Source organism: Stratiformator vulcanicus (genome assembly GCF_007744515.1).
Lineage (GTDB): Bacteria > Planctomycetota > Planctomycetia > Planctomycetales > Planctomycetaceae > Stratiformator > Stratiformator vulcanicus.
On the sequence record NZ_CP036268.1, the window covers coordinates 14,536 to 29,729 of the forward strand.

13 protein-coding genes are annotated in these 15,194 nt (G+C 59.7%); 5 read left to right on the forward strand and 8 right to left on the reverse strand.

The features are described 5' to 3' along the window. Window positions 1-29: 29 nt before the first annotated feature. Window positions 30-1,310, forward strand: coding sequence for an efflux RND transporter periplasmic adaptor subunit (locus Pan189_RS00075; RefSeq protein ID WP_310820873.1), 1,281 nt, complete (start codon window positions 30-32; stop codon window positions 1,308-1,310). 35 nt (window positions 1,311-1,345) lie between these two features. Continuing rightward, entirely contained in the window at window positions 1,346-4,531 is a 3,186-nt protein-coding gene (locus Pan189_RS00080; protein WP_145361936.1) for an efflux RND transporter permease subunit, read from the forward strand. A 79-nt stretch (window positions 4,532-4,610) separates the two neighbouring features. Here Pan189_RS00080 and Pan189_RS00085 read toward each other — a convergent pair whose 3' ends face one another. Next, window positions 4,611-4,823, reverse strand: coding sequence for a carbon storage regulator (locus Pan189_RS00085; protein ID WP_145361937.1), 213 nt, complete (start codon window positions 4,821-4,823; stop codon window positions 4,611-4,613). A 471-nt stretch (window positions 4,824-5,294) separates the two neighbouring features. On the opposite strand from Pan189_RS00085, the gene Pan189_RS00095 reads away from it, so the two are divergent. Further along, window positions 5,295-6,680 (forward strand): DNA-directed RNA polymerase subunit alpha C-terminal domain-containing protein, encoded by a 1,386-nt coding sequence (locus Pan189_RS00095; RefSeq protein ID WP_310820874.1) that lies wholly within the window; start codon window positions 5,295-5,297, stop codon window positions 6,678-6,680. Between the two features lie 79 nt (window positions 6,681-6,759). On the opposite strand, the gene Pan189_RS00100 is transcribed toward Pan189_RS00095, so the two are convergent. Beyond that, on the reverse strand, window positions 6,760-6,963 hold the full coding sequence (locus tag Pan189_RS00100; RefSeq protein WP_145361940.1) for a hypothetical protein: 204 nt from the start codon (window positions 6,961-6,963) through the stop codon (window positions 6,760-6,762). A 321-nt stretch (window positions 6,964-7,284) separates the two neighbouring features. Here Pan189_RS00100 and Pan189_RS00105 point away from each other — a divergent pair, with 321 nt between their 5' ends. After that, on the forward strand, window positions 7,285-8,169 hold the full coding sequence (locus Pan189_RS00105) for a hypothetical protein (protein WP_310820875.1): 885 nt from the start codon (window positions 7,285-7,287) through the stop codon (window positions 8,167-8,169). 189 nt (window positions 8,170-8,358) lie between these two features. Then, the gene (locus Pan189_RS00110; protein ID WP_145361942.1) at window positions 8,359-9,159 is read left to right on the forward strand and encodes a ZIP family metal transporter; all 801 of its coding nucleotides are present in this window, start codon (window positions 8,359-8,361) and stop codon (window positions 9,157-9,159) included. A gap of 64 nt (window positions 9,160-9,223) precedes the next feature. Here the strand turns inward: Pan189_RS00110 and Pan189_RS00115 are convergent, their stop codons facing one another. The 6 genes from Pan189_RS00115 to Pan189_RS00140 form a co-directional block, all read right to left on the reverse strand. Continuing rightward, complete coding sequence (locus tag Pan189_RS00115; RefSeq protein WP_145361943.1) at window positions 9,224-9,430, reverse strand: hypothetical protein; 207 nt, start codon at window positions 9,428-9,430, stop codon at window positions 9,224-9,226. Between the two features lie 10 nt (window positions 9,431-9,440). Continuing rightward, on the reverse strand, window positions 9,441-9,812 hold the full coding sequence (locus tag Pan189_RS00120) for a (deoxy)nucleoside triphosphate pyrophosphohydrolase (RefSeq protein WP_145361944.1): 372 nt from the start codon (window positions 9,810-9,812) through the stop codon (window positions 9,441-9,443). Continuing rightward, window positions 9,809-10,438: a Uma2 family endonuclease gene (locus Pan189_RS00125; protein WP_145361945.1), complete on the reverse strand. Its 630-nt coding sequence runs from the start codon at window positions 10,436-10,438 to the stop codon at window positions 9,809-9,811. Before Pan189_RS00125 ends, Pan189_RS00120 begins: the two co-directional genes overlap by 4 nt. A gap of 150 nt (window positions 10,439-10,588) precedes the next feature. After that, on the reverse strand, window positions 10,589-11,401 hold the full coding sequence (locus tag Pan189_RS00130) for an enoyl-ACP reductase FabI (protein ID WP_145361946.1): 813 nt from the start codon (window positions 11,399-11,401) through the stop codon (window positions 10,589-10,591). Between the two features lie 377 nt (window positions 11,402-11,778). Beyond that, on the reverse strand, window positions 11,779-14,088 hold the full coding sequence (locus tag Pan189_RS00135) for an LpqB family beta-propeller domain-containing protein (RefSeq protein ID WP_145361947.1): 2,310 nt from the start codon (window positions 14,086-14,088) through the stop codon (window positions 11,779-11,781). After that, entirely contained in the window at window positions 14,085-15,119 is a 1,035-nt protein-coding gene (locus Pan189_RS00140) for an ABC transporter ATP-binding protein (protein ID WP_145361948.1), read from the reverse strand. The genes Pan189_RS00135 and Pan189_RS00140 overlap by 4 nt, the downstream gene beginning before the upstream one ends. Window positions 15,120-15,194 lie beyond the last annotated feature (75 nt).

Genomic DNA, 15,194 nt, shown 5'->3' on the forward strand with positions numbered 1-15,194 from the left:
TTGCCTCAAAAATGACAAGGCGTCAAAAAATGACGACGCGTATTGTACTGTCGCTGTTGGGAGGCGCCGCTCCGATTGTGGCCGTTGTCGCGCTGATGGCGGTCCTCTCGCCGCCCGCCGATGCAACGCCGGAGGCGACCGGTCGTCCCCTGCCCGTTGAGACCGTCACCGCCGAGCGAGTGGCCTCGCTGATGGTTCAGCGAGAGTTCACCGGCACCATCGAAGCATCGCGCGAGTCAGACCTCGGATTCGAACGGGGCGGGCGGATCGTCGAACTCATCGTCGATGAAGGCGCGCGAGTCGATACTGATGACATTCTCGGGCATGTCGATACGAGTCACCTCTACGTGCGGCAGAAGCAGGTGCAGGCTGATCTGGCCGAAGCCCGTGCCATGTTGACGGAACTCGTCAATGGCCCGCGCAAGCAAGACATTGACGCCGCCGCGGCTAATTTGGCTGACGCGAACGCGAAAGTTGCACTTCAAAGAAATCAGCTTGAACGGCGCAAACGACTGCTCGAACGCAATGTCATCACCCGCGAGGAGTTCGACGAATTTCGGTTCGGTTATCAGTCGATGATCGCGCAGCGAGACGCGGCAGCGGCGGCGCTCGACGAACTACGCGAGGGCACGCGGAAGGAGCAAGTCGATGCCCAACGAGCTCGCGTGGCATCGCTCGAAGCCTCTTTGGAGTCGATTGCCGAAGACTTTAAGGATGCCGTGCTCACGGCTCCGTTCGGAGGAACGATCGTCAGGCGAAATAAAGATGAGGGTGACGTCGTCGCGGTAGGCGAATCTGTTTTCCGTCTGATCGAAGATTCCGTGTTGGAACTGCGGGTCGGTGTACCGGCTGAACTGGCCGCGGGTCTTAATGCCGGCGAAACGGTCGAGGTCAAAGTATCGAGACGGGTTCGAAACGGGACCGTTAAGACCGTGCTTCCTCAAGTCAGCCTCGCAACACGAACGCAGGTCGTGATTATCCGCATGAATCTGGACGATAAAAGTCGAGCAGTGGTCGCCGGTCAGATTGCTCGACTGCAATTGAAGTCGGGCAAAGACGTTGAAGGAATCAGCATCCCGCGGGGCGCACTCGTGCGAGGTATTCGGGGCCTGTGGTCGTGCTATGTGGTCGAGAAAACGGAATCCGAAGACGCCGGCGAACGAATAGGGATCGTCCGCCGGCGCGACGTGGAATTACTCGATACGCATGACGATTTTTCCCTCGTCCGCGGCACAATCTCCCAAGGCGAGCGCGTTGTCACCTCAGGAGTGCATCGCGTCGTTCCCGGACAGCGAGTTGTGATCGAATAGTTTCCCCGCCACCGTCTCCCTCCGGATCGACCGGCATGTCGACTTTATTTTACCGCGATACACGGTTGCTCACGCTGACCGTCATCATTATTGCCGTGGCCGGTCTGTCCTCGTGGCATGTGTTGCCGAGGCTGGAAGACCCCGAGCTGACGTCACGGGTCGCGCTGATCAAAACCATCTACCCCGGTGCCCCGCCGGAGCGCGTCGAAGCGCTGGTGACGGAAAAGATTGAGGACGAACTGACCGAGATCGAAGAGATTAAAGAAATCGAATCGACGAGCAGTTCCGAAGTCTCAATCTTAACCGTCGAATTAAGGGACGACGTCTACGAGACCGAACCGGTGTGGTCTCGCATCCGCGACGAACTCGACGACGCCCGTTTAACAATAGCCGAGGACGCGCTCGATCCGGAATTCGAGGAAATCGATGTCAAAGCCTACGCCTTTATTACGTCGGTCGTGTGGGAAGCCGACGGCCCGCCGAACTACGCGATTTTGCGGAGGCTGGCCGAAGAATTAAAGGATCACCTCGAAGCGATCGCAGGCACCGAAGAAATTGATCTTTATGGCGATCCGCAGGAGGAAATTCTCGTCGAAGTCGATCCATCGCGAGCCATTGCCTCGGGGCTTGACGCGGCGTCGATTTCCGCCGGAATCGACGATAGCGACTCTAAGAATGCCGCCGGCCAACTGCGGTCCGAAGAGGCGGACCTGCTGCTCGAGGTGTCGTCGGAACTCGATTCGCTGGAACGGGTGCGGCGAACTCCGATCCGCGTGGCCGAAGACGGCACGATCGTGCAACTCGGTGACGTCGCGACGATATCGAAAGCGGTTCGACGACCAATGACGGATGAGACGCTGATCGGTGGCAAACCGGCCGTCACGCTGGCGGTGTTCGTCGAATCGGATTTTCGCGTCGATCATTGGGCGGAGGCCGCTCATCGCGAAGTCGATGCCTTTCGGGAGGGGCTGCCGCAGGGCATCGGCCTGCCCGTGGTGTTCGATCAAAGCGTCTATACGGCGGACCGTCTCGGCGCATTAATTAATAACCTTATCCTCGGAGCGCTGGCCGTCGTCGGAGTGATCTTTGTCATTATGGGTTGGCGGTCGGCGGTGCTGGTGGGCACGGCGCTGCCGCTATCAGTGTTGTGCGTGTTTGCCGGGATGAACTTATTCGGTATCCCGATTCATCAAATGTCGGTGACCGGCCTGATCATCGCGCTGGGATTATTAATTGATAACGCGATCGTTGTGGTCGACGAAGTTCGGCGTCGGCTCAAGGACGAACCCCCCGCCGATGCCATTGCGCACTCGGTCGGGCATTTGGCTGTTCCATTATTCGGGTCGACTTTAACGACGATCCTCGCGTTTTCGCCGATCGCTTTAATGCCGGGGCCGGCCGGCGAGTTCGTCGGGTCGATCGCGACGGGCGTGATCCTCGCGCTCATTAGTTCGCTGGCCGTTTCGCTGACAATTGTGCCGGCCGTCACGGGATTGACGCAGCGGTTTGTCCGGAAGACCGATCGCCATCATTGGTGGCGTGATGGCATCTCGATCCCCTTCATCGCTCGCATTTATAAAAACGTGCTCGGTTTCCTGTTCCGCGTCCCCATCGCCGCGATCGGTTTATCGGCGGTTTTTCCATTCATGGGCTTTTACGTCGGGGGCATGTTACCGGAACAGTTTTTTCCGCCCTCGGACCGTAACCAGTTTCAAATTGAAATTGAGCTTCCGCCCTCGGCTTCAATCGGGCGGACGAGACAAACGGCTTTGGAGATCCGCGAGGTCGTCGTTGAGATGCCCGGTGTGGAAGACGTGCATTGGTTTCTCGGACGGAGTGCACCGAGCTTTTACTACAACCTGCTTCGCAATCGACAGAATGCGTCTCAATACGGGCAGGCCTTGGTGCAACTGGATAGCGGTCGTGATATCTTCGCACGGATTAATAAAATTCAGGCTGAGCTGGATGACCAATTCCCGGCTGTGCGAGTGCTGGCCCGGCAACTCGAACAGGGGCCGCCGTTTGATGCCCCGGTCGAAATGCGAGTCTACGGACCCGATCTTAATGTGCTGCGAGAAGTCGGCGAGCAACTGCGTGAGGAATTAGTGGCGGTCGAACACACGACGTACAGCCGGGCCAACCTGACGGAGACGCTTCCGAAAATGTCATTGGAGGTCGATGAGGAAAGCGCCCGCATCGCAGGCTTTAATAATGCCGGTATTGCTCGACAACTCGAAGCCACGTTGGAAGGTCAAATCGGCGGTTCGATCCTTGAGGCGACCGAAGAATTGCCGGTGCGGGTTCGGATCGGTTCGCAGGACCGCGGCCGACTCGATGCGATTCGCTCGCTCGAATTATTGCCGCCGCAGCAGCAAGGTGTGCGGGGCGCGGAATTCGTCCCGCTCTCCGCCATTGCGGAGACCCGACTGAAGCCGGTGTCCGCGGGGATTCCCCGGCGCGACGGGCGACGCGTTAATACAGTGCAGGGTTTCATTAACGCGGGCGTGTTGCCTTCGACGGTCTTGGAACCGTTTCGCCGGCGGGTGGCCGAGTCGATCGAAGCGGGTCGCATCGTTCTGCCTCCGGGATACTCGATCGACGTCGGCGGCGAGTCGGCCGCGCGGGATCGGGCGGTCGGCAATCTGCTCGCGTTCGTCGGCGTGCTGGGAACCATCATGGTGGCGACGCTGGTGCTGTCGTTTCATTCGTTTCGGATGGCCGGGATCATTGGGGCGGTCGGGTTCTTGTCGGTCGGATGCGGCCTGGGTGCACTGTACGTCGCCGGTTACCCCTTCGGATTCATGGCAATCGTCGGCACGATGGGCCTCGTCGGCGTGGCCATCAACGATGCGATCGTGGTGCTCGCCGCGTTGAGAGAGGATCCACTGGCACGGAGCGGCGACGTGGATGCGATTCACAGAATTGCGATGCGTGAGACCCGTCACGTCGTTGCCACAACAATTACGACGATCGCGGGATTCATCCCGTTGCTGGTCGATGGCGGCAAATTCTGGCCGCCGTTAGCGGTGTCGATCGCCGGGGGTGTGGCGGGAGCAACTCTGCTGGCGCTGACGTTCGTTCCCGCCTCGTTAGTGTTGCTCGCTCAGGTCGGGAGCATCTTCGGTCGCCACAAGTCTTCGAACAAATTAGTCGAAGCTGAGCCGGACGAATCCCCCTCGATTGAGAGCCATCAACGTCAGCCTGCCCCGCTAACCGTGTGACGCTCAAGCGCGTAAAAAAAGACAGCGGGGCGGTCTTCACCGTCCCGCTGCCTTGTCTGGTGCCTTATTCGGCCAGCGTTCAGACGCCGATCGGGTCGCCGTGGCAATCGCGCACGGGTCGCGAATCCCGTTTCCCTTTCAGATTCGGCGTCAACTCAGCCCTGCGAATCGAAGTCCCGTCGGGTGCTTCGATTCCGATCATGACGCGATTTCCGGACGATTTGAGGAGCCGAATGACGACATCGTCGCCAATCTGAATTTCCTCGCCGGACTTTCGTTGCAGTACGAGCATACGGTCTCTCCTTGACCTGGGACGCGTGCACCCGCGCCCGTCAGTTTCCATGTCGTCGAAATTCGAAGAAAAAGTCACCACCGAGCACAGCAAGACAAACCCGGTCGCGATGCACCCCCCTAGGTGCGCCCGTATTCTCTCTTCTCCGGCCGTCGAAGCAAGACCAATTTGTGATTCCGGATCGTTATAAAGCAAAACAGGGGCCAAACGATTCGCGATCCGATAAAAAACGGAAGCGATTCGCCCGACAACAGTTGAAATGAAAACCGCCCGCTGGAATAATGCTGAGTTCGCAGTTTTGGTCACGACGAGAGGCTTCGCTTCTGCGAATTGGTCGCGTGGAGTAAGTCCTCCTTCGAGCTCGGTCATTGACGGCCATTCCGTTTCGTACGGCTGTCACAATTCGATGCGAGCTTGTCTTCTTAGAGTTCTGCTTTCTGTCCCCATTCAGAGGACCAGCCGGTTATGGATATGGATACGGATTTGAGCCAGGATCCGAGTATTGCGGCTCGAGATATGGCGGCGCGAGCTGCCGTGGCCAACAATCAGATCGACGTCAAAGAGCTGCTGCTGGGGACGTCGAGCCTGACGCCGGAACTCGTCAAAGACCTTGAGCGGGCGATTTCGGGTTATCAGGTCGTCGAGGTTCGGCAGAATCTGGCCGAACTCGATCCGCGGGCCAGCAAAGGCGGATCAGACCGCGACCGTGCGGTTGCCGGTGTCGTGCATCACATGCTCGGGCGGCATGAGGACGCCGACCACTATCTGTCCGGTGTCGCCGGCGATCCGATCGCACTGTTTCATCATGCCGAGGCGTTGGTCGCACTGCGTCGCTACTCCGACGCTTCGAAACGCTACGAAGATGCCGCCACGGCCGGTTACGACGGCGTTCATTGCCAGTTGTCTCGCGCCGGCGCGGCCCGTCTGCAGGGTCAGTTGGACGAAGCCGACGAGATTCTGACGTCGACCGCGAAGCAGGGCGGCGCCACGCGAGCCGAATACTGCTACCAACGAGCGTGCATCCTTGCCGATCGCGGCGACACGTACGGGGCGATCGAATACTTCGAGCGCGCCGTCGACATGGACGCCAAGCACAGCGGGGCTCTGTTCCGCCTCGCCGGGCTGAATGATCTGATGGGTAACGACGACGAGGCGATCCACCTGTATGAGCGATCGCTGTCGAAGCCGCCGTTGTTCCTGGGGGCGCTGCTCAATCTCGGACTACTCTACGAAGACCGCGAGAACTACTCGGCCGCCGCGTACTGCTTCCGCCGCGTGCTCGAAGTCTATCCGAATCACGAGCGGGCTCGGTTGTTCCTGAAGGACATCGACGCCGTCGGGGACATGTACTACGACGAAGAAGCCGCGCGGCAGCAGCGCGAGCTTGAAAACGTCATGCGGATTCCCGTGACCGATTTCGAGCTCTCCGCGAGAGCACGCAATTGTTTGGAGCGGGCGGGCATCGATTCGCTCGGCGATCTGACGAAGGTCACCGAAGCCGAATTGCTGGCTGGCAAGAACTTCGGCGAAACGAGCCTGACCGAGATCAAGGAACTGCTTAATCAGCGCGGTCTGCGGATCGGTCAGGAAGTAAAACTCGACGTGCCGCAGAAGTCGTACTTCCAGGCGGACGACCTTTCGCCGCAGGAACGGGCGACGATGGAGCGACCCGTCACCGACCTCAATCTGTCCGTTCGGGCCCGCAAGTGCTTGAGCCGACTGGGACTCTCGACGCTGGGCGAGTTGTGCCAGCGCACCGGCGACGAACTGATGAGCGTCCGCAACTTCGGCGTCACGAGCCTGAACGAGATTCGCCAGAAACTCACCGAGTTCGGCATCTCACTAAGAAACGACTGACGGCTCATCGCCTTTGAATTTCAAAAAGCCTACGTGTTGCAACACGTGGGCTTTTTTCGTGGCGTTTTGCGAACGCGCTTCACGCCAATCGGCGGTGGACGATGCCGTGATGCCCGGCGGAAAGGGCGCTGCGTTGCCGAGTTCGGCCGAATCGCTGCGGCGGCTTGAAGGGGTTGCTGCGGTACGATGTCGATTGAAATCGCCATGGATCGCGCCGGCCGAGTCGGCTGTCCTGGAACATGTCATCCGCGGCCAGTCGACTCAGCCAATGCGTCATTCTCATCCACGCGCTCCTTATCAAGTGAGTGATGTCGGCTGTCTGCGGCAATGAGCCCGCCGGCCGTCGCAGGCTGCTTTCGTTGGCAACTGCGACGCTCTCTCTGCGACGCTTCCTCCGGCAGACACACCCCAACGTCGTTCGGTTCCGTAAAACGATACGCGTCGTTCCGGTCGCGGGTCAAAATGCTTTCGGGGTCGGTTTTGCAACTTTCGCAAAGGCATGTCGATCACACATTCGCCGTATTGACAGTCGGGCAATCTCTGACCTACGGTTTCGCTCCTCCTCTCCTCGCTGCCACATCCCGACCACCGTTCCGAAAGAACCATGATGCGACATTGCGTCGTCATCGCCTGCGCGCTGCTCCTTGCCGCGCCGACGGTTCGGGGGGACGATCGCGTCGAATTGCGGACGCCCTACGAAGTCTTTGAAATTGAATACCCCGCTCACACGCGGAGTTCTGCGGGCGAAGCGTGCGACTTCGCAGGCGTTGTGTGCTCATTTCCGGAGACCGACGGCACGAATCTACTTGCCTCTCCGCCCGCAGTTGCCGACGCGTCCTGGGTCGACGAGACGGAACCGATTGTGATTCGCGGGCAGAGCATCGCGCCGGTCGGGTTGGTCGGGATAGCCGGCGACCTGATCCAACTCGTCGGCGGAAGCACGATCGGAGCAGCCACCGGCACCGTCAACGGTGTCGCGGGAACATCCCTATCGACCCTGCGATCGATCATGGGCTCGAAGGGTCGGCTCCGATTCGACTATCTTTATGACGATGACATCAATCGTTACGGGGGGCACTTGCTCACGCAGACCGGCAACGGTGTCGGATTCGATGCCGAAGGCCATTATTGGGACCGACACGACAACGCGAACGACGATTTCTGGACGGGTGATCTCAATCTGATTTTGTCGCTGTCGTCGAACCCTCGCATGATCTTTCGAAGTGGTGCGGGGATGGCGTTCATTCATGTCGACGATACCGATTTCGGATACAACATTACCCACGGAGTCGACGTCTACCTGCTCGGCCCGTTTTTGTTCAATGCCGAGATCGATTGGGGCGAGATCAGTGGTGAAGGACTCCTTCACTATCGGGTCGCATTCGGCGCGCAATTCGTCGGACTCGAGTGGTTCGCCGGTTACGATTCTTACAAGCTCGGCTCGCTCAGAATCGACGGCCTGCTCGCCGGGGCTTCGATCTGGTACTGATCGGCCTATCGAGCCCGATAGAATTGGTGCGCGACGCGGATTGAGTCCGGTCCGCGGCGAATTCTCGCTGACATTCCGTGTCGATTCTTGAATTTTCGGGGCCGACGGCTTTCGCCCCGCTGTCCGCATTGCCCGGACATGGTTGAATGAGGGGATCGTAGCTGTGATCCCGCAAGATGAGCGTCGCCGGTGCCGACTGAACTGCTCACTGAATACCGCTTTGTCATCGACGCCTTCGTCGCAGGGATCGTGGCGAGCTTCGCGTGCGGCCTCGGTGTGATTCCGCTGATGTTCGGGCAGGAATCCTTCAAGCGGCGGATCGGCTTAGGCTACGGCTTTGCGGCGGGGCTGATGTTCTCGGCCAGCGTTTACAACCTACTTTTGCCCGCGTTGCAGTTAGCCGAAGGACGGGTAGACCGCATCAGTTCTTTACTGCAGGTCACCGCGGGTCTTGGACTCGGTGCGTTCTTCCTGTGGGTGGTGGGACGCCAACTGACGCCGGAGAACTTGCAGGCGAAGTGGTTCAAGTCGATGGGGGGTCGCACCGGCCTGCTTGTCTTCATTGCGATGTCGCTGCACTCGCTGCCCGAAGGCGTTGCCGTAGGCGTCGGCTATGCCGCCGAGACTCATCATCCCGAGATGGAAGGCTGGGGCTTCTTCTTGGCGATGGCGATCGCGATTCATAACATCCCGGAAGGTCTGGCTGTTGCTTTACCGATGCGGGCCGCCGGAATGAGTCTGCCGCGTTGCTTCTGGTTCGCGGTTGCCACCAGTTTGCCGCAACCGATCGGGGCGGTCCCCGCGGCACTGGCGGTCTGGTTGTTTGAACCGCTGCTGCAGTTACTCCTCGGCTTCGCGGCGGGGGCGATGATCTTCCTTGTAATGGACGAAATCATCCCCGACGCGCTGGAGACGCGAAAGCGCGGCGAGGTCGCATGGAGCTTTCTGATCGGCTTCGCACTGATGGCACTGGTCCAAGTCGCGCTGTGAAAGGCGAGCCGATAGCGTTAGCGCCCGGAGTTCGATTCAGCAGCTCCCCCGCCAATCAACAGACTCACGCCGACTGCTCGCGATTTGCGGAGAGACTCAGCTGGACGACCGGTTTGTCGTTGGTCGCTGCCGAGGTCGGGCATGAGCCGCAACCGGTCCCGCAGCCGCTCGACGTTCCACCAAAGAACCGACGCATGGCCCGCCAGATGAGCGACCCAGCCGCGATCGCGACGACCGTCAGCGCTATTGCGGTTTGGAGGGCGGGACTCATGCGGTGACCTTCACAACTTCTGAATGACAGTTTGATTCGCATCCGGCCAATCAAGGTTCGGCAATTCGTTCCCGGCGACCCAACGAAACGGCGGTCGCGGTTCTTGCTGCGACCCGACCCGACACAAGATGAATTCTAGCGCGATGCGGCCGTGATCGTAGTCCCACTCGACCGAATCGAGATGTGAGACGATCTCAATCTCCAACCCGGTTTCTTCCAAGCACTCGCGAATCGCGGCTGCTTCAAATGTTTCGTTCGCTTCGACCTTCCCGCCGGGAAACTCCGCCTTGCCGGCGAGCGTTTGCTGTTTGGTCCGAAGCCCGACGAGATAACGCCCGTCTCGTTCGACGACCGCAATGGCGATACGGGTGACGCTGCTCATTCGATGTCCGAAGCGAAGACTTCTTTCACATTGATCGCCAACTCGGGTATTAGGGCCGATCTCACAATTCCTGTCCCGAGGGCCTTCGCGTGCTCCAGGTATCTTCGTGTGTCGTGGTTAAGTCGAAATATCGTCAGTGATCGATCGCGCGGGTCCGCGATCCAATACTCAGGAATTTCTGCGGAAGCGTACTCACTTCGTTTGGTTATCAAATCACGAACGAAATCGTCTTCGCTGATCACCTCAACGACGAGATCGGCACCTTGCCAGATTCGATTGGAACGCCGTGGGTCCCGTCGATCCAACAGCGCAACGATGTCAGGTTCTCGAACGCTTTGTGGACCGGTCCGGACGCGAAGTCCTCGGGGCAAAACGATCCCATTTTTCGGGCCAATGTTTTGATGCAAGAGCCTCATCAGCGAGGCCAAGGCTGACTGGTGAGAATCGGTGAGCGGATGCGGAAACTCCAAGCGACCGTCGACCAGTTCAACCGCGCCGTCATCGTCATCGAGCATCAGGTATTGCTCGACCGACCAAAGTCCCTGTGGCGGGAGCAGTTCGGCGACCCGATAGACCGGTTCCCCTTCGCGCGGTGGCAGAGAAGGATCGATCAATCGCGAAGTCATCGAAAGCTCCTCGCTCAATTCCCCCACCAAACAAGCCCGCAGCGCAAGCAAGGGATTTCGCTCTGAACAATTCGTCTCAATGGAAAGGCAATTTGTCTTGTTGCTCGTAGGCCGATGCGCTGAATCCCTCGCTGGCGCGTCGGGCCTGTTTTACGAGAGTTCTGCGACGTCCATCGGCGGAGCGCCCATGACGTGGTAGCCCGCGTCGACGTGCAGGTTCTCGCCCGAAATCCCGCTGGCCGCATCGGAGAGCAGAAACGCCCCGGCCTTTCCGACCTCTTCAAAGGTGATGTTCCGCCGCAGCGGGCTGAAGGTTTCGTAGAGTTTCTGCATCTGTTGGAAGTCCCCGACCGCACTGGCGGCGAGGGTTCGCAATGGTCCGGCGCTGACCGCGTTGACGCGGATGTTTGACGGACCGAGTTCTGCGGCGAGGTAGGTCATCGTCGATTCCAACGCGGCTTTGCAAACCCCCATCAAGTTGTAGCCGGGGATCACGGTTTCACCGCCGAGATAGGTCATCGCCAGAATGCTGCCGCCGTCCTTCATCAGTGGTTTGGCACGGTTGGTCAGCGAAATCAGGCTGTAAGCGCTGATCTCCATCGACATCTTGAATCCGTCGCGGCTGACATCGTAAACCGGGCAGGTCAGGTCGTCGATCGGGGCGTAAGCAATCGAGTGGATCACGAAGTCGAGCTTGCCGAACGTCTTTTCCGCTTCGGCGAAGACGGCGTCGAGGTGTTCGTCGTTCGTCGCATCGCAGGGCATCACGAGGGCGGGGTCCCAGCCGTCGACGACTTTGTGCAGTCTTTTTGCGGCCTTGGGTCGCTCGGGATCGGTATCGGGCAGGTGGGTGAAGCCCATCTTTGCACCGGCCGCATGGCATTCGGACGCGATTGCCGCCGCGATACTGCGGTCGTTCGCGATCCCGAATACGAGTCCCGTCTTGCCTTCCATCGAAACCATCGCCGGCGTCTCCAGTCAGTGTGAAATCGTCAGCCGCAAAGTATAGCAGCGAGGGGCAAGCGCTCGCGAATCTCCGGCGATTTCCCGTGTTGCCCCCGATATCCCCACGCGCCGCGGGTGCCGGGAGCGTGTCGCTCCCGCATCAGGATCTTCGCACTCGTTTTGCAACGCTTGCCACCGCGTCAGCTTCGACGAACTCCAGCGATGCAATACGCGTGAGAACCGAACCATGCGGGGGCGACACGCACCCCGGCACCCACGCTGGCTTACTCGCCTTTGGGCGATTCACGATCAGAAAGCGGAACGTCTGAGAGCGAAATCCCTTGCTGGCGCTGCGGGCTTGTTAGGCGGAACTCTTCGTGCAAGTTCGAGGACGATCAATAATCGCGTCGCGAAATCACGAAGGATGTGAGCCCCAGCACGACGGCGATGAAGATCACGTTGCTCCGCAAAGGACCCCACAAATTGAGTTCCACTCGGTCCGCCTCCAAGCTATTCGCCCCGGCTTCCTCCTCGGTCAGCGTCAGCGATTTCTGTTCGGTCATCAGGTAGGTCGCAAGTTCGTCCATCTGGGCCGGTTTGGGCAGCACGGTGTAGAGCGGCCAAATGCCGTAGCGGTAGACCCGCAGAAAGATGTCGTCCGGTTGAGAAAATCGTTCCGGATCGCTTCGATCATCCGGCACGATCGAAGTCACCTGCCGATAGTCATCCGCCACATAGAGTCGACCGTCATCACCAAAGGCCGCTGCCCCGATGTTTCCGCGACGACGGACGACCTCGGGTTTGCCGCCGTCGTCAATCCGCAGCAGCGCGTAGCTGCGATCATGTGAGACCACGGCGATCAGTTGACCGTCGGGTGAGACCGCGACGCTGCGCGGGGCGGCATCGAAGGCTTCTACTTCACCACGCGGTGATAGGTCGTCCGGTTCGAAAAATCGCGCCCGCCCCTCTTCCGTGACGACTACGACCTGTTTGCCGAAGCCGACAAGCCCGGGTCCATCGACATCGAGTTCCGTTGGACGTGACGGTTCGAACGTGCCGTCGTCCTGCTTCTGCAAAACGATGAGCTCGCCCGCGGCGTAGAGGGCGAGATCGCCGGAGTCGAGGTGCATCGCGATCGAAAACGGTCGGCGGAATTGGGCCATGTCGTCGGGCGTGAGCTGACGAAAATTCTTGTCGCTACTTCCGAAGATGTTCCCGATCGCCCCTTCCACCCAACCTTTTTCGGGCTGCTCCTGAAACTCGCCGGTGAACTCGTACACGCCCGATCGCGTGACGCACAGCACTCGGCCGTCCGGGTCGATCAGTACGTCTTTGATGAGGTCGGGAGCGACGCCGATGCGTTCGCGATACCAGCCGTTTTCGGGCCGCCCCGCGAGAAGGTTGAGCGAGCCGTTCGCGCCGAATTGATGCGGCGTTTCTTCATTCGAAATCAGGAGGTCGCGGCTGGCGTCGTACTGCGGCAGAACCCGTTGCGAGGCGAGCATCTGACGCCGCAACATAGCCGGGCCGGGTGTTTGTTCGCCGGCGAAGACTTGGTTCCAGCTCTTCTGACTGGCATCCCACAACAACACCTCGCGGTTGCCGTTTACGGTGAATAGGTCATCGCCCGCCGGGATGATCTCGGTCAGTGAGATCGGCTTAATGACCAATTCGTCGAGTGTTCCTTTCGCGGTGCCCAGACCGAACAGGAGCAGCCAGAAACAAATCGTGGCCACGACCGAGAGGATGGCGCTGCGCGTGAGCGCACCGACGGCTGCCGAGACCGCGTAGTAGACCGAAAATACAAAGACATAGAGCGGAATGCACCAGACCAGGCCGAACGCCCAGATTTGATGCATCACGCCGAGAATGAGAAACAGGCCGGCCATCAGATAGGCGGCGCACACCAGGGCGAACGCGCATCCGCCGAGATACTTCGTCACGAACAACATCGTCCGCGAGATCGGCTTGCTGAGCAGCAGCGTGATCTCACCCGGTTCGAAGGTGCGGGGGACGATGTTTGCGGTGACCAGAATCGCCACCATGACGCCAACCCCGCCGACCAGCCATGAGTTCAGCGAGACGACAATCAGGCGAATCGATTGCTCGATCTGATCCGCCGTGACCGGAATCGGTTCGAACAAATCGAACCACAGGTAATAAACCTGGAACGCGGAATCCGTCTGCAAACGGATGAATCCCGGAAACGCCGCTGCGACCAATTTGCGATTGCGGGCCTTGAGCGCTTCGCCGGAAAGATCCGATTGCTCAGCTTCCGCGGCGAGATCCTCTTTCAGCTGGACATCGCCCCACGCGTCCCGATCGTAGAGATCGGGACTCTCAATGACCGACTGCAACACCCCGGAAGTCTCTGCGCGAATGAATCGCCGCGATCCTCCGGAGTCGTCCGACGGTTCGACGGTCTGTCGAATAAATTTTCGATCCGTATCGTCAAGCAACGACCAGATGCGGGAAGCCGGCGAGGCACCATCATCGGCGGCTTCACGTTCGAGATAGATCGCATTGAGCAGCGGTATCGGCGCGAGGATCTCGCGGGGCGCGATTCGCGTCGCTTTCACCTCCTGAATCGTCAGTGGTGCGAGCAGCACGAGCAGCAGCGTGATCGCGACAAGCACGACCCACAAAATGCGGTTCGCCAGTGCTTCGCGAAACGAGTCTTTGACGATGGCCAGATACGGTCTCATGCCGGTTTCTCGTCCTCAAAGAGATCGTCGTCGATCTCGACCGCTTCTTCGGCTGAATCGGACGTCTGGGCGTCACTATTCTTTTCGGCCGACCCGATGAGCGCGATGAACGCGTCCTCCAGAGTCGCTTTGGCTCGGCTGAGGCTCACGATGCTGATACCGGCGGCCCGCCAGGCATCGACCAACAGGTCGATGTCGGCCTGATCGCTGACCGCCGCTTTCGCGGACGTCCCAGCCGATGAGGGCTCGGCGACAACTGCAATGCGTTCGGCAAAGGGCTTGGCCGCTTCCTCGACGGCTTCCGTGCGAGCGCAGAGTTCGAACCGGACCTCGGTCTCGACGTTCGTCAGCTCATCAACGGTCGCGACTTTTTGCAGGCGTCCCCGATTGAGGATCGCCACGCGATCGGAGACCAATTCGGTTTCCTGAAGCAGGTGGCTGTTGAGGAAGACCGTCTTGCCTTCCTGCTTGAGGCGATGCAGCACCTGTCGAATCTCTCGTCGACCGACCGGGTCGACGCCGTCGGTCGGTTCGTCGAGCACGATCAAGTCGGGATCGTGCAGCATCGCCTGCGCGAGCCCGAGCCGTTGGAGCATTCCCTTCGAATAACCGCTGACGGAGCTCTTGGCCCGCTTCGAAAGCCCGACTTGCTCGAGCACCTTCGGCCGGGCCTGCCGAATCGCCTGTCCCGAGAGTCCGCTGAGCGCACCGTAATATTCGAGAGCCGTGTTGCCGGTCAGGTGTTGTGGGATGCGGTGATTCTCGGGCAGATAGCCGACGTGGGATCGCATCTTTAGCGAACCGGCCGTAAGCCCGAGGACTTTTGCATCGCCCCCGCTGCGGCGAACGATTCCGAGCAGAATCTTGATCAGTGTCGTTTTGCCGGCACCGTTCGGGCCGAGCAGGCCGAAGATCTCCCCCTTCTGCACGTCGAACGTCACGCCTTGCAGCGCCTCGACCTTCCGTTTGCGGAACGTGCCTTCGCGATAGGTCTTTCGCAGCGAGGAAACGCTGATCGCGGACGCATTCATTCCGGAGCGATCAATTTTGGGAAAGCGAATGAAATTCGGGGCCGACCGAAACTGGCCGGGGTGCCGGTGGGTTTA

Excerpts from the sequence above, each read along its gene's own strand:
- Pan189_RS00075 (WP_310820873.1), top strand. The coding sequence starts at position 30 with ATGACGACGCGTATTGTACTGTCGCTGTTGGGAGGCGCCGCTCCGATT.
- Pan189_RS00080 (WP_145361936.1), top strand. The coding sequence starts at position 1,346 with ATGTCGACTTTATTTTACCGCGATACACGGTTGCTCACGCTGACCGTC.
- Pan189_RS00085 (WP_145361937.1), bottom strand. The coding sequence starts at position 4,823 with ATGCTCGTACTGCAACGAAAGTCCGGCGAGGAAATTCAGATTGGCGAC.
- Pan189_RS00095 (WP_310820874.1), top strand. The coding sequence starts at position 5,295 with ATGGATACGGATTTGAGCCAGGATCCGAGTATTGCGGCTCGAGATATG.
- Pan189_RS00100 (WP_145361940.1), bottom strand. The coding sequence starts at position 6,963 with ATGAGAATGACGCATTGGCTGAGTCGACTGGCCGCGGATGACATGTTC.
- Pan189_RS00105 (WP_310820875.1), top strand. The coding sequence starts at position 7,285 with ATGATGCGACATTGCGTCGTCATCGCCTGCGCGCTGCTCCTTGCCGCG.
- Pan189_RS00115 (WP_145361943.1), bottom strand. The coding sequence starts at position 9,430 with ATGAGTCCCGCCCTCCAAACCGCAATAGCGCTGACGGTCGTCGCGATC.
- Pan189_RS00120 (WP_145361944.1), bottom strand. The coding sequence starts at position 9,812 with ATGAGCAGCGTCACCCGTATCGCCATTGCGGTCGTCGAACGAGACGGG.
- Pan189_RS00125 (WP_145361945.1), bottom strand. The coding sequence starts at position 10,438 with ATGACTTCGCGATTGATCGATCCTTCTCTGCCACCGCGCGAAGGGGAA.
- Pan189_RS00130 (WP_145361946.1), bottom strand. The coding sequence starts at position 11,401 with ATGGTTTCGATGGAAGGCAAGACGGGACTCGTATTCGGGATCGCGAAC.
- Pan189_RS00135 (WP_145361947.1), bottom strand. The coding sequence starts at position 14,088 with ATGAGACCGTATCTGGCCATCGTCAAAGACTCGTTTCGCGAAGCACTG.
- Pan189_RS00140 (WP_145361948.1), bottom strand. The coding sequence starts at position 15,119 with ATGAATGCGTCCGCGATCAGCGTTTCCTCGCTGCGAAAGACCTATCGC.